Genomic DNA, 19,760 nt, shown 5'->3' with positions numbered 1-19,760 from the left:
AACTCCCTCACTTTTTTTGATGTAACATTAACACAATGAAATATGGCACGGTGATCATGGCCACCACTAAGCCCACCGGTAATTGACTGGGGGCAAATAAATTGGCCGCCACCACATCGGCAATCATTAATAAATCCACGCCAATGAACATGGTCAAGGGTAAATAATAACGGCCCTTACTTCCCACTAAGCGTTGGGCAATATGTGGTGCCATTAACCCTACAAAGCCAATGGCACCACCGCCAGCAACCCCAATGGCTGCCAGCAAAATACCAAAGATCATCAATTGCCGTCTTTTCTTATCATATTCCAAACCTAAACTGGCCGCCCCGCGGTGCCCTAGCGTTAATAAATCTGAGTTATGTAAGCTCAACAAACCACCGGCAAAAACCACCACAAAAGCGCCAGCCAATAGGCCGATATAAGACCAATCCAGATTCCAAAAACTACCGGAGATCCAGACAATAACTTTTTCAAAATCTTCTTGGGAGACCTGTAGCTGAATCAATAAAATAAGGCCATTTAACAAGGTCCCCACGGCCACCCCGCCCAACAACAAGCCCAAGGGCGATTGGCCCTGACTGATGTTAAAAACGAGCAGTGCCGTGATGCCCGCACCAATTAAAGCGAAAATAGGTAAGCCCACGGTTTCACTAAGCTGGAGCCCGATTTGACTGGCTGCTAAAAAGAGGACCGCGCCAAAACTGGCTCCGGCGTTGATCCCTAGAATGCTGGAATCCGCTAAGTCATTACCGGTCAGCCGCTGAAAAATTGCGCCACTTAAGGCTAATGCTGCCCCGACAATGACACTCATGGCCACCCCGGGTGCGCGAAATTGCCATAACACCAATTCATCTTGACGATTGGCCTGTCCTAATAGGGCTTTCAAGAGTTGCTGCGGCGATAAATGCATCTCCCCTAAGCTAATATTGATCACCGCGATGGTCACTGTTAAAAGACACAAGGCCACCACCCAAAGCATGAAGCGCCGTCTTAATTTTGCTCTACTCATGAAAACGCCACCCTACGATCTTTTCTAACATACCAGATTAAGAATAAGCCACCTAAGGCTGCTGAACAGGCCCCCAGGGGTAATTCATAAGGGGCTGTGAGCGTTTTAGATAAGAAATCACAAAATGATAAAAACGCCCCGCCCAGAAGCATATTTTCAATAAAGGTATGTTGAAAATCCCGATGATCAAAAAATCGGACTAAATGTGGGATACCCAAGCCAATAAACGCAATGTTCCCGCCAATAGCCACACTGATGGCCGTAGCCAAAACTACTACGCAAACTGCAAATATCCGGGTCACAACTAACTGGTTCCCCAGACTTTGACTAATTTTTTCATCCAAAGCCAGCATGGTGATATCTTGTCGCAACCAAAAAATAAACAACAGAACCAATAAAAAAATACCCATTAATAACCCAATCTGGGGCAACGTCGTCCCAGAAAAACCACCCACTAAAAAATTACGAAAACGTTGGCTGGAATGGGTCAAAATACTAAAACCATAAGCAATTCCATTGAGAAAGCCGGAAAAAACCGTCCCACTTAAAATCAAGCGGGTGGGATTCATCCCGCCTCGGCCCATGGATAAAGCCATGACAAAGATAAAGGTAATTAAGGCCCCAATGATGGCCAGGCCAAAGCGCCAATAGATGGTAAAGGGTAAGCCTACAATCGTCCCAATAATCAACGCCAAATTGGCGCCGCTGTTTATCCCGTGCAAAGATGGGTCCGCAATCGGGTTGCGGGAAACGGTCTGCAAGATTTGGCCGGCCACCGCTAACATGGCTCCCACTAACACGGCAGCGATCATCCTGGGAAATCTGATTTGCCAGATGATCGCAAAACCCGGGCTGGTATCGGCCCATAGACTGGGCAAGCCATACCACTTGATCCCACCTAATAAATTGAGAATCATTAGAATTACCAGGCAGATGATTAAACTTATTTGAAATGTATGCAGTTTTACGCGAATCATAACCAAACCTCAAATCATATCGTAACTTAGTAATGTGGGACAATTATTAGCGGGATCATTTTGAATCACTGCTTTGATGTTAAATACATCCGCCAACATTTTTGGTGTAAAAACGTCTTTAGGTGCGCCCTGACAAACCAGTTTGCCCCCCTTTAAGCACAAAAGCGTATCACAAAACCGGGCAGCCTGGTTTAAATCATGGAGCACGACGATAATAGTCTTCCCTAAATCCCGATTTAAGTGACGGATCAACTTCAAAATCTCCAATTGATGGGGCAAGTCCAAATAAGTGGTGGGCTCATCTAATAGGAGAATTTCACTATCTTGGGCCAAAGTCATGGCAATAAATGCCCGTTGGCGCTGGCCACCGGAGAGATCAGCTAACGGTGTTTGGGCATAGTCTTCAATGTTACTATTGACCATGGCCAATTGGATGGCCTTGTCATCAGCCGTTTTGTCGCTGGACCAACGCCGCTGATAGGCATACCGACCGTAGCCTGCCAAATCTTCAACCGTAATGTCCCCAGGAGCCTGGGGGTTTTGGGGCAAACTGGCTAGCAGTTTAGCCCGGGCCTTAGCCGAATAACTGCTCAATGGTTTATCTTTTAAAATAACCTCCCCGGCTTCGGGCTTTCTAAAGTTAGACAATGCGCCCAATAACGTGGATTTCCCACTGCCATTAGGGCCAATCAACCCGATCACTTCGCCCTTTGGAAAGGTGACGTTGAGGTTGGATATAATCGTTTTATGGCCGTAGCCGATGGTTAAGTTTTGCCCTGCAAAATAAGTCATGTTCATCACGCTTCCTAATTGAGAATGGTTCTCGGTATTATCATACCTAATATTGTTATTTTATGAAAGGCTTTTCTTTATAAAAGTTTTGCGCTACATTAATAACACAACTTATCTTAAATATAAAGGAGTTTTGTCTCATGTATTCTTATCGTGATCAAGCCCAATGGCAGATTACATCCGGTCAGATGCAATCCCCCATCGATATTCCCACGCAACAAGCTATCCCCTTGGCCGATTTACCCCAGTTTCATACATATACCATCACCGGGATTCAAAATCTCGGCTTTAAATTGTCTTTGACAGGTGTAGGATCTGCCACGCTATTGGATCGGGCAGCAGCCTTTAAAGAACTGCATTTTCACCATCCGGCTGAACATCTGCTCAATGGTCAGCGTTATGCACTAGAAGCCCATTTTGTCCATGAATTCATTGATGGTCAAAATGCCGTGGTGTCCGTTTTATTTGAACTGGGTTTGCCTAATCCCCAATTAGCAGCTTTATTAGATCAAGTCGACACGTCAGCCTTGACCCAACCCGTTGACGTGAGTAGTTGGTTAAAGGCCCCTAGCTTTTACCATTACGTGGGGTCTTTAACCACCCCACCGGTACAAGAGGGCATCGAATGGTATGTGGCCGCTAAACCCTTAATGGTGGCCCAATCCCAATTAGATCGCTTAGCCACCTTCTTTGGGGCCAATAACCGGCAAATTCAGCCCTTAAACCAGCGCAAAATCTTGCGGTTGCACTAACCCATTTAAAACGGCCGATCGACCCAACAGGCAGCGGGCATTGCGGTGGCGTAAATAATGGACATCCAAATTGCCGGTAAACCGCAAGCGATCTAAGGCATCACAATCTTTAAACAAGCTTAACAACGTCAAGCGCCGCTGGGCCGCCCGATCATTATAGCGTTTCGTAAAATCAGTCTGCGCCTGGCTATCATCTAAGCTATGGTATTGGATAATATCCAATAAAACATGCACATCATTTTTGCGAAGTTCCGGCATGGGAACTTCGCTTTTTGAATTCACCAAAACCATGGATTGCAATGAAAATGCTTGGGAAAATTGCGCCACATCAACATCCGGTGCTAATTTGTAATGCCGATACAAGCGTTCAACGGCTAACCGGCCATGGATCGGATCTATCCCCCCATTGGGCGGCCAATATCATGAAAACAAGCGGCTAACTGTAAGATCAAGCTGTCTTTTGGATCCAAGCGTTCTAAATAAGCCATAACGGTGGCAAAATAAAGTACATGTTGCACATGGCTCACCTGGTGATTGGCAATATGGTCAGTCGCCCAAAAATCGAATATTTTAGTGTCTTGTAACAAGTATTGATTGAGCGTACGTTGCCAAGATCCTTGGTATTGGGCCGCAACGGTCTCATTGAGGGCCCCATCATATTGGGGATACCCGATGATCGGGCCGTCTTCTGTGCGACTTTGAAACTTTTGCGCTAATTCTAAAACCACCCATTGTGGTGGTCTTGTGCCATCTGGCGTCCAATTATGGTCAGCATTTGCAAATAATTCAGTCATAAAATGTAAACTCCTTCATTGCCTTTAATATTAGAAAGTGGTACTATGTAGCTAAATATATGAATAGACGTTCATATGTAGAGGGGGACATGTATCATGGCAGATCACGATCATACCGCGCGGACACCGCTAATTAATCGTGCCTTTAAAATTGGTATTTTATTAAATATTTCGTTTGTTATCATTGAGGGTGGTTTTGGCTTGGCCACCAATGCCTTAAGTTTACTAGCCGATGCCGGCCATAACCTCAGCGATGTCTTAGGCCTATTGGTCTCTTGGGTAGCCGTTATCTTAAGCCAACGGGAACGGACAGATCGTTTGACCTATGGCTATAAAAAGAGCTCCATTCTGGCTGCCCTCTTTAACGCGGTCTTCTTGCTGGTGGCTATTGGCGGCATTGTCGTCGAGGCTATTCAACGTCTGCAAAACCCTCAACCCGTCTTGGAAAACGATGTGATGATCGTGGCCGCCATTGGGATTGTCATCAATGGGTTCACGGCCTGGCTGTTTATGAAAGATCAACACAAAGACTTAAATGTGAAAGGTGCTTTTATCCATATGGCCGGGGATGCCGCCATTTCTGTCGGGGTCGTCTTCGCCGCATTAATTATGAAATTTACCAACTGGTTTTGGTTGGACCCCGTTTTCAGTTTAGTGATCGCCTTGGTTATTTTAATCAGCACCTGGGGACTTTTAAAGAGTGCCACGGAATTGTCCTTAGACGCGGTGCCCCAATCCATTGATCTGCAAAAAGTTAAAAGCTTTATCCAAACCCAAGACACGGTCACCAGCGTTCATGACCTGCACATCTGGGCCATGAGTACCACCGAAAATGCCTTGACGGCACATGTTATCCGGACCACCTTAGATCATAATAACGACTTTATCCGCCGCTTGGATCATGAACTTACCCACAATTTTGACCTCAATCACACGACAATTCAAGTTGAACTGGGTAAAATCAGTGATGAGTCCACCGACCACTGCATTTAAATTAAAACATCCTGTTTTCAAAATACTTGTAAAAGTCACCGCTTCCGGTGGCTTTTTGATTGTAATTTATAATGATTATTTGTAACATATACTTATTGAATAGTTCCTATTGTGCGCTAACACAACGAAAACAGTGGAGGTTTTCTAAATTGAATATCGCATTAATTGGTCCCCACGGTGTTGGTAAAACCATCTTGGGTAAAGCAGCCGCCAAGCTAACCAACCTAAATTACTTTTCCATTGATGAAGCCCGCAGTCAATACTTTATCAAATATGGCTACGATCCCCGGCAAGCCGAACAATATATCCGTCAAAATGACACGGTTGCTTTATTCCGCTACTGGAAACCCTACGCCATTGCTACGATGAAAGAGATCCTACCTGCTAAAGACAGCACCTTATTTGACTTAGGCTCTGGCATTCTCATTGATCCCACCGATGATGAAGTGGCCGACATCCAAGACCTCACGGCCGCTACCAATACCCGGATGATCTTGATGCTGCCGTCCACCGATTTAGCGACCAACAAACAAATCTTGTTGAAACAAGGTATCTACACCGAAATTACTGAAAAATTCCTGACCCATTACTTGAGTCATCATATCACTAAATATATTTTCTACACCGAAGGTCATACCAAGGCCGAAAATATTGACCGTTTAGTGACAATGATCCGTGATATTCAAGCCGTTTAAATTGTAAAAACCCGAGACGATTATCGTCCCGGGCTATTTTTTTACACCTAAGCCATATTTTGGGTTGACGCTAACCATTCAGCATCGTTGGGGTCACGACTGCCCCGGGCACCTTTATCGATCGCTGCAATTTGGGCCATCTCTGCTTCAGTGAGATTAAAATCAAAAACATCGGCATTTTCCTCGATGCGATCGCGATGAATCGATTTTGGAATCACAATAATATGCCGTTGAATATGCCACCGTAAAATAACCTGGGCCACCGACTTGTCATGGGCTTGGGCAATTTGTGTTAAGACCGGATCAGCCATTAAATTCCCTTTGCCTTGGCCTAATGGTCCCCAGGCTTCATGAACAATATTATGTTGACCTAAGAAATCATGTAAACCTTTTTGTTGGAAATAAGGATGCGTCTCCAGTTGATCCACCATGGGTGCGATGGCTGTTTTAGACATTAAATCATTTAAATGATTGATTTCAAAGTTGGACACGCCAATAGCCCGGATCTTGTTTTCACCATAGAGTTCCTCCATAGCTTGCCAACTTTCAATGTACCCACTTGCCGGCCAATGGATCAGGTACAAATCTAAATAGTCCAACTGCAACCGTTGTAAACTCGCTTGAAAAGCCGCCTTGGTTCGATCATACCCTCGGTCGGCGTTCCATAATTTGGAAGTGATGAATAAATCTTCGCGCGCCAAGCCACTTTCAGCGATGGCTTCCCCCACAGCTTCTTCGTTGTGATAGATCATCGCCGTGTCGATCATGCGATAGCCAGCTTCCAGTGCCCATTTAATGGCACTTTTAACATTTTGATCATTTTCAACTTTAAAAACACCTAAACCTAGTTGGGGCATCGGCACCCCATTGGCTAACAGAACATTCGGAATTTTAACCATTATTTGCCTCCTTATTTGTTGGCGTCATACTGGGTGGGACAACTTGTCGCAAGATTTGTTGCCGGATTTGAGCATTGGTCAGAACCAACCAGCGTTTCAAATGAAAGCCATCATACAACCACCAGCCTAGATTGATAGCAACTAATAAATACCAGGTGAACCAACCTACGCTAAGGGCGACAAATAAACCCAGGGTCATGGCCACCCCAGAGCGATATTGTTTTAAATAATAGCGATGGCCCCCTAAAAGACCCGTTAATAACCACAACCATATCAAGGGCATGAACCGGCGTTTTTGTTGGCGATACCGGCGTTTGATCTGATGCTGTTGGTCCAAGTCCAATTGTGTCTCATCCACCAAATTGCTCACCTCTAATTACAATTTTAGCATATTCCCTAATATTTGTTTGAAAATCCCTGAAAGCAAATGTCAGCGGCAACACTGGCAATAATTTGGTTAATTTCTTCAATAAGAATTAGGCTAAACTAAAAAAGAATTCCTGATATAAAAGCAGTTTCTGGTTGCTATCTGTCGCTTTTCAAACTACAATAATAATAGTTATAATTTATAATTTTTCTACTTAATTTTTATTTGATTTTTTGTATGTTTTTTAGGGAGGTTGTTAGTATGGCACTGATGAGTATTGGTGTTTTGTCATTAGCTCGATGGCAATTCGCAATGACAACGGTCTTTCACTTCTTCTTCGTACCATTTTCCATCGGGATGGCATTTGTCGTCGCTATCATGGAAACTATGTACGTGGTTAAGAAAAATGAGACCTACAAGAAGATGGCACAATTCTGGGGGAAGATTTTCTTACTGAGTTTTGCTGTTGGGGTTGTCACTGGTATTATTCAAGAGTTCCAGTTCGGGATGAACTGGTCTAATTATTCACGGTTTATGGGCGATATCTTTGGCGCCCCACTTGCCATTGAAGCACTGTTAGCATTCTTTATGGAATCAGTCTTCATTGGGGTATGGATGTTCACTTGGAACCGGTTTAAACCGGCAGTCCACGTTTGGTTCATCTGGTTAACCATGATTGGTTCCATGTGTTCGGCAATTTGGATTTTAGCGGCCAACAGTTTCATGCAACATCCAACTGGCTTCGCGATCAACCAAGCCACTGGCCGGGTTAAAATGACCAGTTTTGCAGACATCATTACCAATCCACAGCTTTGGAAAGTATTCCCCCATGTGATTACTGGGGCTATCTTAACTGCCGCAACAGTCGTTGTTGGGATCGCTGCCTTTGGCTTATTGCGTAAACATAACCACGATTTCTTCAAGAAGTCCATGCGCATTGGCTTATGGATCAGTTTATTTGCGGCTATTGCCGTTATCGTAGCTGGGGATTTTCAGACCCAACAAATTATTAAAGACCAACCTATGAAGTTTGCCGCGACTGAAGGTGTCTACAAAGACACTGGTAAGTCAGCCCCATGGACAGTCATTGCTAGCTTTGATACGGATAAGCATGAAACTAAAAGTTCCATTGAAATTCCGAAGGTTTTGAGTCTGTTAGCTTATCACAAGACTACCGGGAGCGTTCAAGGGATGAATTCCTTGAACCAAGAGTTACACGCTAAATATGATAAGAAGTTTGGTGCTGACATGAACTACTATGTCCCTGTCAAGACCGTCTTCTGGAGCTTCAGAGTCATGGCCGGCGGGGCAGCTTTATTATTGCTCACGTCTATCTTGGGCTTGTTCTTCACCCGCAAGAATAAGGACACCATTGAAAACAAACGCTGGTTGCTTTGGGTCTTAGGTATTTGTACTTATACCCCATTTGTCTTCAACTCAGCTGGTTGGCTGATCACTGAACTAGGTCGTTATCCTTGGTTGGTTTATGGTCTACAAACCATTGCCGATGGGGTATCCCCAACGACAACAGCCGGTCAACTATGGTTTACAAATATTGTGTACTTCCTGATGTTCTCCTTAATGGGTGCCGTGATGGTCTTCTATTCTAGAAAGATCATGATCAAAGGTCCTGATGATGATGGCGCAGGTTATGGCGCAACAGCAAACAACGATCCATTCAGCAAGGAGGCGTTTGGAAGATGAGTGCCTTACAACTATTATGGTTCATTTTAATCGCAGTTTTATTTATCGGTTTCTTCTTCTTGGAAGGTTTTGACTTTGGTGTCGGCATGGCCACCCGGGTTTTGGCTAGAAACGATGACGACCGGGAAGCTTTGATCGCCACCATCGGTCCCCACTGGGATGGTAATGAAGTCTGGCTGATCACCGCTGGTGGTGCCATGTTTGCTTCCTTCCCACTGTGGTATGCCAGTCTATTTTCCGGCTACTACATTCTCTTGTTCTTAACCTTGTGTGCGTTGATTTTCCGGGGTGTATCCTTTGAATTCTCCGCTAACGCTGAAACTGCTGGGGGCCGTCATTTCTGGTATTGGGCTTTGTGCATCGGCAGTACCGTTGCGCCGTTCTTATTAGGGATGATGTTCACCAGTTTGATCCAAGGTTTACCAATGGACAAAAATGGCGACATCTTCGCTGGCCTATGGGATAACGTTAACTTGTTATCCATTGTCGGTGGTGTAGCTGTCACCTTGCTTTGCTTGATCCACGGGTTAAACTTCATTCGTTTGAAAATTGATGGCAACTTAAGAGATCGGGCTAGAAACCTCGTTGAAAAATTATATTGGGTCTTGTTTGCCGGTGAAGTTGTCTTTGCAATTCTATTGTTCATCTTCACGGACTTCTTCAAGGAACGTCCAATTTCTACCCTATTGCTTTTGGTCTTGATCGTGGCCTTGTCAGCTATCTCTATGTACTGTGCTTACGCCGACCACGAAGGCTGGGGCTTCATCACCAGTGGTTTGACCTTAGGTTCTATCGTTATCTTGTTGTTCAACGGCTTGTTCCCACGGGTCTTGATTGCTGATAATCCAGCCCATAGCCTGTTGATCAAAGATGCATCTGCATCCCCTTATACATTAAAGATCATGACCATTGTGGCTTGTATCTTGTTACCAATCATGTTGGCTTACTTCATTTGGAGTTTCTTCATCTTCAAACGGCGGGTCAAAGCCAGCGCATAGTGGTTTATCATTAAATAACTTTTAGAGAGGTCGACGGCAAAACTTACTTTTGCCCCGACCTCTCTGCTTATGTTCTTAACCCTTTTAGCTTATTATCTTTTTTGAAAATTGGTGATTTTATGATTGATCAACGCCTGTTTAAATTACCTGGCGTCCGCGTCATCTTAATAATATCTGCGCTGTTGACCTTGATTCAGGCCGGGGCGATTATTGCCCAAGCCCATTTCTTAACCAAAGTTTTGGTTTTATCTTGGCGGATGCAGTCGTTAAATAGTTTAACCACAGATACCATTCTGTTTGCCTGTGCCTTTTTATTACGGCAATTATGTGTCTGGCTCAAAAATATCATTCTAGATAAATACGCTGACAAAACCAGTGGAGCCCTGCGCGATCAGCTGTTGGACAAAGTCTATGTGACTGGCGCCAGCCAAGTTGCCCAAAGCGGAACCGGAAAATTGGTCACCGTGGCCTTAGATGGGATCAATAATGTTTATAATTATTTCAATTTGATCTTCGCCAAAATTATCGACATGGCCATCATTCCCTGGCTGATCCTCATTTACATCTATTTCAACAGTGGCCGCAGTGGGTTGATTTTAACCCTCGTCTTCCCCATTGTGATCATCTTTATGATCATTTTAGGTTTCGCGGCCCAAGACAAGGCCGATAAACAATACGCGGGGTTTTTGCGGCTATCTAATCACTTTGTAGATTCCCTGCGGGGCTTGTCCACGTTAAAATTTCTGGGCCTCTCTGAAAAATATGAAACCAATGTTTATAATGTCAGTGAAGACTACCGCCGCAGTACCATGGACGTCTTAAAAATCGCCATTTTATCCACTTTTGCCCTAGACTGGTTTACCACTTTATCCATTGCCCTCTTGGCTTTATTCCTAGGCTTAGGCTTGATCAACGGCAGCATTCCCTTGTTTCCAGCCTTAGTTTCTTTGATCCTAGCCCCGGAATTCTTTTTACCCATCAGAGACTTCGGCAATGACTACCACGCCACCTTGGATGGTAAAAATGCCTTAACAGATATTTTGGATATTGTGGCCCAACCCAGCGTCACCAATCGCCAACTGGTCCCGGACACGTTTAAATGGGATGAAAATAGCAAATTAGTTGCCAACCATTTTAATCTCCAATATAGCCCCGATGAAAATGAGGCCATTGACCTCACGGACATCGCCTTCACTTTGAAGGGTTATCAAAAAGTGGGGATCATCGGCATGAGCGGCTCTGGAAAAACCACACTACTCAACGCCTTAGGGGGCTTTTTGACCCCCTTGAAATCTGAAGATCCAAAAGCGGCCAACTTTAGCTTAAATGGCCAAGACTTGCCCCATTTGAGTCAAGCCAATTGGCAGCAACAATTTGCCTTCATTCCCCAATTTCCTTATTTATTCGCCGACACCATTGCCGCTAATATTGCCTTCTACCAGCCCAAAGCTAGCGCTGCCCAAATTGCCGCGGCGGCTTCTCAGGCCGGCTTAGACGACTTTTTAGCCACCTTAAAAGACGGTTTGAATACATTAGTGGGTGAAGGCGGCCGCGGTATCAGTGGCGGGCAGGCCCAGCGGATTGCCTTGGCCCGGGCCTTTTTAGACCAAGACCGACATGTACTCATGTTTGACGAGCCCACCGCCCATTTGGATATTGAAACCGAGTATGCCTTAAAAGAAACCATGATGCCCCTATTCAAGAATCACCTGGTCTTATTTGCCACCCATCGCCTCCATTGGCTCAAAGAAATGGATTATATATTGGTCATGAAAGATGGCCAATTAGTGCAGCAGGGAACGCTAGATGAGCTCAGCGCCACACCAGGGGAATTTACGGCCTTAACACAACATATGCAAAAGCGGGTGAGCCTTTCATGAAAAAAATTCGCGAATTGATGCAACATGATACTTGGGTAAAACCCTACTTAAAGCGCTATCGTTCGCTCTTGTTCTACTCCCTACTCTTTGGGGTTTTAACCGCCATTTGTGCCTCGGCCTTGATGTTTACCTCTGGGTATATCATCGACCGTTCGGCGACCCATCCTTATAATATTTTAATGATCTATGCGGCCGTGGTTTTGACCCGGGCCTTTGGGATCGGCCGGCCAGTTTTTAAGTATCTAGAACGCCTGCGCAGCCATAATTGGGTGTTGCGGGTCACCTCAGATTTAAGACGCCGCCTCTACCATGTTTTGGAAAAAGATGCCGCCTTTTTTGAAGAACACCATCGCACCGGAGATATCTTGGGTATATTAGCCGACGACCTCGGTCATTTGCAAAATCTTTACTTGAGAACCGTTTTTCCGACGATCGTGGGCTACATTATTGGCTTCATCGTTATTGTTTTGATTGGGGCCTTAAATTGGTTTTACGGCCTGCTATTGCTGTTGTTGTTCTTTGTGGAGATCTTTTTAGTGCCCCTTATTTCTCAAAGTATCGAAGGGGCTAGACGCTATCGGCAAAAAGCCATCAACAATGGCTTGTACGTGGATCTCACGGACAATATCATGGGCGCTTCTGATTGGGTCATTTCTGGGCGGCACCAAGATTTCACCCAGCGACCTAAACCTGCCTTAAAAGCCTTAAGAACTTCAGAACTTAAAAGCAAACGTTTTGGTTGGCGGCGTGATTTCATTTTACAAATCATCTTCTTAGTGATGGTCTTAGTCTTGATCATCTTCACCAACCAACATCTTACCGCTAATCAAGCCCAGGCCAATTTTGTCAGTGCCTTTGTTTTGGCCATCTTTCCTTTATCTGATGCGTTTATCCCCATCAGTACCGGTTTTGACGAGCTGCCATTATATGCAGATTCTGTCCAGCGGTTAAATGACTTACAACCCACACCACAACAGCTGCCAGCGCAACAAGATTTAGATCCTAAAACCTTTGCGCAATTGACACTAGCTGACCTGCAATTTGAATATGACGCCGACTCTCCGGTATTGATCAACCATTTTTCCCAGACCCTTAAAAAAGGCGAGAAAATGGCGGTACTGGGCCCCAGTGGCACCGGCAAAACCACGTTGCTGCAATTGATTTTAGGGGATCTGACCCCCCAGCAAGGTGCCGTTAAGATCAACGATTTAAACGTGTTGAGTTTACAAAAACAGCGGGCAAAGTTTTTTGCGGTCTTGAATCAAAGTCCCTTCTTATTTGACACCACGATCATGAACAACGTGCGTCTGGGTAATGAACAAGCCAGCGATGCGGACGTTAAAGCAGTTTTAGAAAAAGTGCAAATGAAGCAAAAGATTGAATCCCTACCAGATCAGTATGACACCGTGGTTCAAGAAGCCGGCAGCCGTTTTTCTGGCGGGGAGCGCCAACGTATTGCCTTGGCCCGGATCTTGCTGCAAGATACCCCGGTGGTCTTGTTAGACGAACCCACTGTGGGCTTAGATCCAATTACCGAGCAAGAATTACTGGAGACCTTTTTTAGCCTATTAAAGGGCAAAACTGTCATCTGGATCACCCACCATCTCCAAGGGGTAGAACTTGTGGATCAAGTGGTCTTCTTAGCTGAAGGGGCCATCGAAATGCAAGGTAATCCCCATACGTTACTGCAAACAAATACCCATTTCAAGCAACTCTATGATATGGACCGAGGCTACTAAACCCGATTAAATAAGCCGCCAATAATTACCCGGAATAGGGCATTATTGACGACTTTTTTAATAATTTTTGCCAGTTAATTCTCTGCCACTGGAAACCGGCCAGAATCTAAACTACTCTCATTGCGTTCAATAGGGATGCGAATTAACACTTCCAGCTTTGCCGGCGCTAAATCAGGGGTTAAGGGGGTCAAGTAAACTTCCCGATGCCCGGTGAAATGGCGCTGAAATTGATTGTCGGCCATAAATTTAGCCAGGGTCTTAAAGGTCGCATTGTCAGGTACCACGGGGCCATGATTGATCAATTGGGCCTCTACACCTTCAGCGTGCCGTTCAAAATGAATATCATCTAATAAGGCTGCTGGAAATTTTGAAACCAAGGCCGCCTTGGCATTGTCTAATAATTCGGGGATGGTAAAGTTAGGTTGCTTGATCAGCAATAAGTAACTGCCGTCTTCATACCAATAGCTGTTTAATGGATAAGGCACATAGTCTTTAAACCAAGCTAATTTGTTGCTGGTGGCCGCTTGTTGCCGAATCCCGTCGGCTAAGGCATACATACTAGCGACTTGTTGCATGAATTGGGCATCTTGTAAGTCAAAGTGTCCCTTTGACTTGAAGGTGATATAATTCCGTTCATTTAAAATGACCACCGAGGGCTCATCTGCATGGGAATACTCTTGTGCTTCTATGGTACGATAATCAAATTTTGCCATCAAAAACATCCCTTTCTCAATTCACTGTAATCCTACCGAGAATGGGCTTTAGAAGCAATTAATTCGACTTGAAATCCAAAACAAAACACAAGTCCCCTGTTAAACCAGGCAACTTGTGTTGTCTTGATTGCTGATAAATATCGGACAAGCTGTTAGTTGGTACGGATCAATAAGGCCTGGGTAATTTGTTTCAAAATTTCCGCGGCATCCCCGCTAGGCAACTGGGCAATCTCAGCCAGGGCTTTTTGGGTATAGCGGCTAGCTAAATCTTTGGCATCGGCCACGCCATAGGTTTGAACCAAGTGGACCAAGTAGGCCACATGGGCTGGGGTCATTTCTTGGCGGAGCAAGGTTTTGAGCTCAGGATAATTTTGAACAGCAAATAATAGCGGAATCGAATAAGTCTCTGAACGCAGATCCTCCCCATTGGGTTTGGCCAAAGTCGCTTCGGATTGGGTATAATCTAAAATGTCATCTAAAACTTGAAAAGCCATCCCAATATCATGGCCGATTCTACGGGCCCGGCGCTGAATGGTCAAACTTGCCCCACTTAGGCGCGTGCCCATTTCACAGCTCAATTGAAATAACGCGGCCGTTTTACCGTCAATCTCCCGCAGGTAGTCTTTGACCGACATACCAGTTTTAAAGTCAAAGCGCATTTGGTCCAGTTCCCCTAGAAGAATTTGCCGCATGCTAATGGCATTCAAGTGGGTATCTTGGGCATTGCGGGCGGTTTCATTGATCAATTCAAAATAAACCGTGAATAAATAATCCCCCGCATAAATGGCGTTACGCTTGCCATAATGGGTATGCATAGTGGTCACCCCCCGCCGCAGTGGCGAGTCATCGATCACATCATCATGGATCAAAGTGGCTAAATGCAAAATTTCCATGGCTGCTGCACTCTTGCTAAATTTCGGTGGATCTTGTTGGGGGCCAAAGGTGGCAAACAATAATAAAAACGCGGGCCGCACCAACTTTCCCCCATTGATGGTCAAAGCCTCTAACGTATTTTGAATCGCCTTATTGCGTAGCTTTATATTTGCTTGGATAACTTGTTCCACTTGCATCAGTTGATCGTGCAAGCCTGGAAAAGCTGTCCACATTGGATTAATTGAAATCACCGTGTTCTACCTCTTTACAACTGTTTTTTTAGCGCAAGTATGTTAGTTTTATATTAACCAATATCGTCAAAGAAAGGAAATGTTTTTTCGTGACTTTAAGCGTCTTTTTAGAATTAGTCGAAATAAAAGCTAAAACCGCTAGTATTTTCCCATTTTTGCTAGGTACCTTTTTTGCTTGGTACCATTATCGCAGCATCCATCCCGTTTTCTTGATTTTATTTTTCATTGCGATGTTTGTCTTTAATATGGCCGTGGATGCCCATGATAATTATCAAGACTATACCCGGGCCACCCACGCCCAAGATTTTCGCCGGAAAACCAATATTATTGGCGTCAATCACTTAAATCCTAAAAAAATTGCTTGGATGACCATTTTAATGATGGTCAGTTCAGGTTTAATTGGCTTGATTATCGTGGCCAACGTTGGTTGGCCCCTCTTAGTCATGGGGGCTTGGTGTTTTTTGGTGGGCTGGTTTTATGCCGCTGGTCCCCGCCCCATCTCTGGGACACCTTTTGGGGAGTTTTTTTCGGGCTTCACCATGGGCTTTATGATCACGTTAATTGCTGTATATATTAATGTGTATGATCAAATCACCTTTAACTGGGCCTTTGTCTGGCCAGTCCTTTTAGCGTCAGGCTTAGCCATGACCATGATTGCCAGTTTATTGTTGGCCAATAACTTCTGCGATGCGCAAGAAGATATTCAATTGGGTCGTAAAACGATTGTTTACTATATTGGCGTTCCCAATAGCCTGAAATTTTATGTGGGCTTAGAAATCCTCGGCTATGCCAGCTTAGTTCTAGCCGTCATTTTAAATGTGCTCCCACTTTTAAGTCTGTTGACCCTGTTGACCATCCCAATTATTGTCAAAAATACCCAAAAACTATTGGCCAAACAAGTCAAAAAAGAAACCTTTATTTTTGCCGTGAAGAATCTATTCGTGTCTACCTTAGCTTTAGTGGTTTCCTTTGGTTTAGGGTTATTGTTACCCTTGGGCCGCTGAGTTTTCCCGAACCAATTGTGCCAAGAAATCAACAAATTCATCGTTATCATTTAATGGTGCAATAAAATGAAATTCGCTGCCGCCAGCATCTAAGAAATAGTGGCGATTTTCCGTATCGATTTCATACAACGTCTCTAGGCAATCAGCTGTGAAGCTTGGGGTCACCACTAATAGCTCTTTAGCCCCATTTTGCGCCAGTTTGACCACCGTTTCTTGGGTAGCTGGTGTTAACCACGCGCCCGGCCCAAATTTGGACTGGAAGGTCATCTCGTAAGCAATCGCATGATCCAAACGTTCCATGGTCATTTCGGTGGTGATATGACATTGTTCAAAGTATGGATCTTTTTTCTCAGCCACATAGCGCTGAGGAATGCCATGATAGGAAAATAATAACTCATCCGCCTGGGGATGGGCATCTAAAGCTTGTTGAATCGTATTGGCTAAGACTTGAATATAGCGCGCATCCTGATAAAAATCTGTAATGATATGCAGATGCGGGATGTGGGCTTTTTTTAAATAAAATTGGGCCACCGCATCATACACCGAGCCCACCGTCGTGGTAGAGAACTGCGGATACATGGGCACGATGGTCAAATCTTCAATGCCTTGGTCATTAAAATCCTGCAAAACCTGCGCAATATTCGGTTGTGAATAGCTCATGGCAAAACGCACATCATAGCCAAGCAGGCCTGCCTGAAGCTTCTTAGTCACCTGCTGGGTATAATATAACAACGGCGAACCCCCCAGCTCAGGATCCCAAATTTGTGCATACATCTTAGCGGAATGTTTGGGTCGAAAGGGTAGAATCATCCCATGTAATATCAACCACCAAAAAGCTCGGGGCATATCAATCACCCGTGGATCACTTAAAAAGTGACTTAAAAATTGGCGGACATCTTTTGGTGCCGCGCTTTTTGGTGTGCCCAAATTAATCAAAAGTACCCCAGATTTCTTCAAAAAAACTGCCTCCTGCATCTATCCAATGAACCAATTATACCGAAAAACCTGAATATCACAAAATAACCGGTCCGCTACAATCAAAAGAGACCTGCAGCCAAAAATTCGCCACAAGTCTCATTGAAATGTTTTTCTAACGGTCGTTGACGACCACATACGTCATATCTAACGGCCCATGGACACCGACGATCAAGACCATCTCGATATCCCCAGAGTTAGATGGACCGGAAATATAGTTGATATTTGAAGTGACTAACTCACCAGATTTGATCTTGTCATCATAGATCTTAGTCACTTGGGTAGATCTAGGTAAGATATGGCTACGTTTCACAATGCTCAAGTAATGAGTTGGCAAGAAATTAAAGGCCCGCCCTTGACCTGGTGTTGTTGGCACCGTGATCGTCCCTGATTCAGCCAGCAGATAATCCCCAAAACCAATGGCCACCATGGAATCTTGGGAAGTTGTCAAATTCGTATCCCGGTCAGCCTTTGGATCCCAGTATTTGACCGTTCGTTCTTTGGCCACCGTATCAATCCAGCCTTGTAAATTATAGTCAGCCACTTGATCTGGTTCCGTGGGTAAAATCAACTGCCCGGCCCCGATCCGTTTCAAATATTCATCTAGGACTGCTGGCAACGCCGTTTGATCGGTCACTTGAAAAGTAACATGTAAGGCTTCACTGGTACTCTTAGCTAAGTCTAATAATTCATCACTGGATAAATCTGCCAAAGTTTCCTCAGGCAACTGATTCCGGTGAATAAATGGTTCTTTATCCACTTGATGTCTAGGTGTGCCTAAACGTTCTGACAAGTGGTCTAAAAACGCTTCTCGATTATAAATCGTCATGGACGATGCCCTCCTTATTGATTGGCCTTTTGGTCGCCGGGTTTAGGTTGGTTTTCCTTATGTTTGGCAAACCACTGTCTAAAGCTATCCTTGTTCTTAGGTGGCAGTGGCAAGTCCCGCACATCCGCCCAACCGCCGACTAAACCAGGGCCGCCTTTAACAGAGCCTTCTGGTTTAATAAAGTTTTCAGCGTGAACTTCTCCCTTGCTGGCCAATGGTTTCAAACCTAAATGGCCAAAGCGGACAGCCGTTCTAAATAACCATGGGAACCCAGTCCCAATGCCAATGGCCTCCATCATCAAGTTGTTCAGACCGTGTTGCATATGCCGTTGATCCGTGATGATCCGGCGGTGTTCAATCAATAATTTATGCAATGGAATTTTAACCGGACAAACCTCTGTACAAGCGCCACACAAACTAGAAGCATATGGTAATTCTTGAAAGGCTTGATAGCCCCCCAAAATTGGGGATAATACGGCACCCAATGGTCCAGGATAAATCGAACCATAACCGTGCCCGCCAATGTGCCGGTAAACTGGGCAAACATTCATACAAGCCCCACACCGGATACATTGCAAAATAGACTGGAATTCAGAACCCAAAGCCCGGGAGCGGTTATTATCCACAATGACCACGTGAAAATGTTCTGGGCCATCGGTTTCACCGGCGACTTGGCCTTTTTCAAAGGTCACATAACTGGTTAATTTTTGCCCCACGGCACTCCGGCACAGCATATTATCTAAAATTTCCGCATCATTCATGGTTGGGACGATCCGTTCCATCCCCATGACGACGATTTGCGTCTTAGGGATCGCCATGGTTAAATCGGCATTCCCTTCGTTGGTAACTAAATTGATCATACCATTATCAGCTACGGCAAAGTTACAGCCAGTAATTCCTAGATCAGATTTCAGGAAATATTCCCGGAGATATTTCCGGGCGAATCTGGCCAAGTGCATGGGATCATTATCCCCTTCATAGCCCAGTTTCATAAAGATTTCCCGCACTTGATCCCGATTTTTACTCAGCGCTGGGAACACGATATGGGTAGGCTCGGCCCAGTCATCTTCTTGTAAAATAAATTCCGCCAAGTCGGTTTCCATCAATTGGAGACCCTGATTCATGGCCAACAGCCGCTTGTCTAAATCAATTTCTGTAGTCACCATGGATTTGGATTTCACGATACGTTTGGCGCCAGTTTCTTTAACGACTTTTTGAATATAGTCTACAGCCTCTTCTTCAGTGGCCGCAAAGAAGACATCCCCGCCATTCTTTTCGACATTATCACTAAACTGTTCCAAGTAATCTGGTAAATATTTCAACGCCCGTTGGCGGATTTGTTCACCTAATTCTCGCCATTGTTCCCAGTTGCCTAAGAGTGCCCGTGAGTCTTCACGTTTAATGTGTTGGGCATCTTGAGACTTTGCAACAGAGGCTTGCATGAATTTATCTTGTTCAGATTCTTTGACCCGTTCTAATAAGGGTTTATCACTTGTTTGAATTCCCATAATTC

The 19,760-nt window shown here is 44.7% G+C and carries 20 protein-coding genes; 8 read left to right on the top strand and 12 right to left on the bottom strand.

Features of this window, described 5'->3' with window-relative positions:
• Positions 1 to 7: 7 nt before the first annotated feature.
• The 3 genes from FC83_RS13690 to FC83_RS13680 are packed head-to-tail and all read right to left on the bottom strand — an operon-like array spanning position 8 to position 2,781.
• Complete coding sequence (locus tag FC83_RS13690; RefSeq protein WP_035452225.1) at positions 8 to 1,012, bottom strand: FecCD family ABC transporter permease; 1,005 nt, start codon at positions 1,010 to 1,012, stop codon at positions 8 to 10.
• Positions 1,009 to 1,989 carry a FecCD family ABC transporter permease gene (locus FC83_RS13685; protein WP_057002890.1) on the bottom strand — a complete coding sequence of 327 codons (981 nt, stop codon included), beginning with the start codon at positions 1,987 to 1,989 and terminating at the stop codon, positions 1,009 to 1,011. Before FC83_RS13685 ends, FC83_RS13690 begins: the two co-directional genes overlap by 4 nt.
• 9 nt (positions 1,990 to 1,998) lie before the next feature.
• Positions 1,999 to 2,781: an ABC transporter ATP-binding protein gene (locus tag FC83_RS13680; protein WP_035452227.1), complete on the bottom strand. Its 783-nt coding sequence runs from the start codon at positions 2,779 to 2,781 to the stop codon at positions 1,999 to 2,001.
• A 140-nt stretch (positions 2,782 to 2,921) separates the two neighbouring features.
• Between FC83_RS13680 and FC83_RS13675 the strand changes: the two genes are divergently transcribed.
• The gene (locus FC83_RS13675; RefSeq protein WP_035452229.1) at positions 2,922 to 3,533 is read left to right on the top strand and encodes a carbonic anhydrase family protein; all 612 of its coding nucleotides are present in this window, start codon (positions 2,922 to 2,924) and stop codon (positions 3,531 to 3,533) included.
• Here FC83_RS13675 and FC83_RS13670 read toward each other — a convergent pair.
• The gene (locus tag FC83_RS13670; protein WP_035452231.1) at positions 3,501 to 3,896 is read right to left on the bottom strand and encodes a hypothetical protein; all 396 of its coding nucleotides are present in this window, start codon (positions 3,894 to 3,896) and stop codon (positions 3,501 to 3,503) included. The genes FC83_RS13675 and FC83_RS13670 overlap by 33 nt on opposite strands.
• Before the next feature lie 32 nt (positions 3,897 to 3,928).
• On the bottom strand, positions 3,929 to 4,327 hold the full coding sequence (locus FC83_RS13665) for an HD domain-containing protein (RefSeq protein ID WP_035452233.1): 399 nt from the start codon (positions 4,325 to 4,327) through the stop codon (positions 3,929 to 3,931).
• A 96-nt stretch (positions 4,328 to 4,423) separates the two neighbouring features.
• On the opposite strand from FC83_RS13665, the gene FC83_RS13660 reads away from it, so the two are divergent.
• Positions 4,424 to 5,320 (top strand): cation diffusion facilitator family transporter, encoded by an 897-nt coding sequence (locus FC83_RS13660; RefSeq protein WP_035452235.1) that lies wholly within the window; start codon positions 4,424 to 4,426, stop codon positions 5,318 to 5,320.
• A gap of 149 nt (positions 5,321 to 5,469) precedes the next feature.
• Entirely contained in the window at positions 5,470 to 6,015 is a 546-nt protein-coding gene (locus FC83_RS13655) for an AAA family ATPase (protein ID WP_035452236.1), read from the top strand.
• A gap of 47 nt (positions 6,016 to 6,062) precedes the next feature.
• Here FC83_RS13655 and FC83_RS13650 read toward each other — a convergent pair whose 3' ends face one another.
• A complete protein-coding gene (locus tag FC83_RS13650; protein WP_035452239.1) occupies positions 6,063 to 6,914 on the bottom strand; it encodes an aldo/keto reductase in 852 nt (283 codons plus the stop codon).
• Complete coding sequence (locus FC83_RS13645; RefSeq protein WP_152537719.1) at positions 6,907 to 7,272, bottom strand: hypothetical protein; 366 nt, start codon at positions 7,270 to 7,272, stop codon at positions 6,907 to 6,909. The genes FC83_RS13650 and FC83_RS13645 overlap by 8 nt, the downstream gene beginning before the upstream one ends.
• 270 nt (positions 7,273 to 7,542) lie before the next feature.
• Here FC83_RS13645 and FC83_RS13640 point away from each other — a divergent pair, with 270 nt between their 5' ends.
• The 4 genes from FC83_RS13640 to cydC all read left to right on the top strand — a co-directional run bounded on the left by FC83_RS13640 (position 7,543) and on the right by cydC (position 13,602).
• Positions 7,543 to 8,985 (top strand): cytochrome ubiquinol oxidase subunit I, encoded by a 1,443-nt coding sequence (locus tag FC83_RS13640; protein ID WP_035452243.1) that lies wholly within the window; start codon positions 7,543 to 7,545, stop codon positions 8,983 to 8,985.
• Positions 8,982 to 9,983 (top strand): cytochrome d ubiquinol oxidase subunit II, encoded by a 1,002-nt coding sequence (gene cydB / locus FC83_RS13635; protein WP_057002889.1) that lies wholly within the window; start codon positions 8,982 to 8,984, stop codon positions 9,981 to 9,983. Before FC83_RS13640 ends, cydB begins: the two co-directional genes overlap by 4 nt.
• A gap of 119 nt (positions 9,984 to 10,102) precedes the next feature.
• On the top strand, positions 10,103 to 11,863 hold the full coding sequence (gene cydD, locus FC83_RS13630) for a thiol reductant ABC exporter subunit CydD (protein WP_057002888.1): 1,761 nt from the start codon (positions 10,103 to 10,105) through the stop codon (positions 11,861 to 11,863).
• Entirely contained in the window at positions 11,860 to 13,602 is a 1,743-nt protein-coding gene (gene cydC / locus FC83_RS13625) for a thiol reductant ABC exporter subunit CydC (RefSeq protein WP_152537720.1), read from the top strand. The genes cydD and cydC overlap by 4 nt, the downstream gene beginning before the upstream one ends.
• Positions 13,603 to 13,676: 74 nt before the next feature.
• On the opposite strand, the gene FC83_RS13620 is transcribed toward cydC, so the two are convergent.
• Both FC83_RS13620 and FC83_RS13615 read right to left on the bottom strand, forming a co-directional pair.
• Positions 13,677 to 14,315 (bottom strand): hypothetical protein, encoded by a 639-nt coding sequence (locus FC83_RS13620; protein ID WP_057002887.1) that lies wholly within the window; start codon positions 14,313 to 14,315, stop codon positions 13,677 to 13,679.
• Between the two features lie 152 nt (positions 14,316 to 14,467).
• Positions 14,468 to 15,439, bottom strand: coding sequence for a polyprenyl synthetase family protein (locus FC83_RS13615; protein ID WP_052004577.1), 972 nt, complete (start codon positions 15,437 to 15,439; stop codon positions 14,468 to 14,470).
• Between the two features lie 89 nt (positions 15,440 to 15,528).
• Here FC83_RS13615 and FC83_RS13610 point away from each other — a divergent pair, with 89 nt between their 5' ends.
• Complete coding sequence (locus FC83_RS13610) at positions 15,529 to 16,443, top strand: 1,4-dihydroxy-2-naphthoate polyprenyltransferase (RefSeq protein ID WP_035452247.1); 915 nt, start codon at positions 15,529 to 15,531, stop codon at positions 16,441 to 16,443.
• Here the strand turns inward: FC83_RS13610 and hemH are convergent.
• The 3 genes from hemH to FC83_RS13595 all read right to left on the bottom strand — a co-directional run bounded on the left by hemH (position 16,426) and on the right by FC83_RS13595 (position 19,755).
• On the bottom strand, positions 16,426 to 17,400 hold the full coding sequence (gene hemH, locus FC83_RS13605) for a ferrochelatase (RefSeq protein WP_236700845.1): 975 nt from the start codon (positions 17,398 to 17,400) through the stop codon (positions 16,426 to 16,428). The two genes, FC83_RS13610 and hemH, sit on opposite strands and share 18 nt — an antisense overlap.
• A 133-nt stretch (positions 17,401 to 17,533) precedes the next feature.
• Entirely contained in the window at positions 17,534 to 18,247 is a 714-nt protein-coding gene (locus FC83_RS13600) for a LutC/YkgG family protein (protein WP_057002885.1), read from the bottom strand.
• A gap of 14 nt (positions 18,248 to 18,261) precedes the next feature.
• Positions 18,262 to 19,755, bottom strand: coding sequence for a LutB/LldF family L-lactate oxidation iron-sulfur protein (locus tag FC83_RS13595; RefSeq protein WP_057002884.1), 1,494 nt, complete (start codon positions 19,753 to 19,755; stop codon positions 18,262 to 18,264).
• Positions 19,756 to 19,760: the final 5 nt, after the last annotated feature.

This window comes from Agrilactobacillus composti DSM 18527 = JCM 14202 (genome assembly GCF_001436375.1).
Lineage (GTDB): Bacteria > Bacillota > Bacilli > Lactobacillales > Lactobacillaceae > Agrilactobacillus > Agrilactobacillus composti.
Note: the sequence above shows the minus strand (reverse complement) of the source record. Positions and strands in the feature narration are given on the sequence as shown.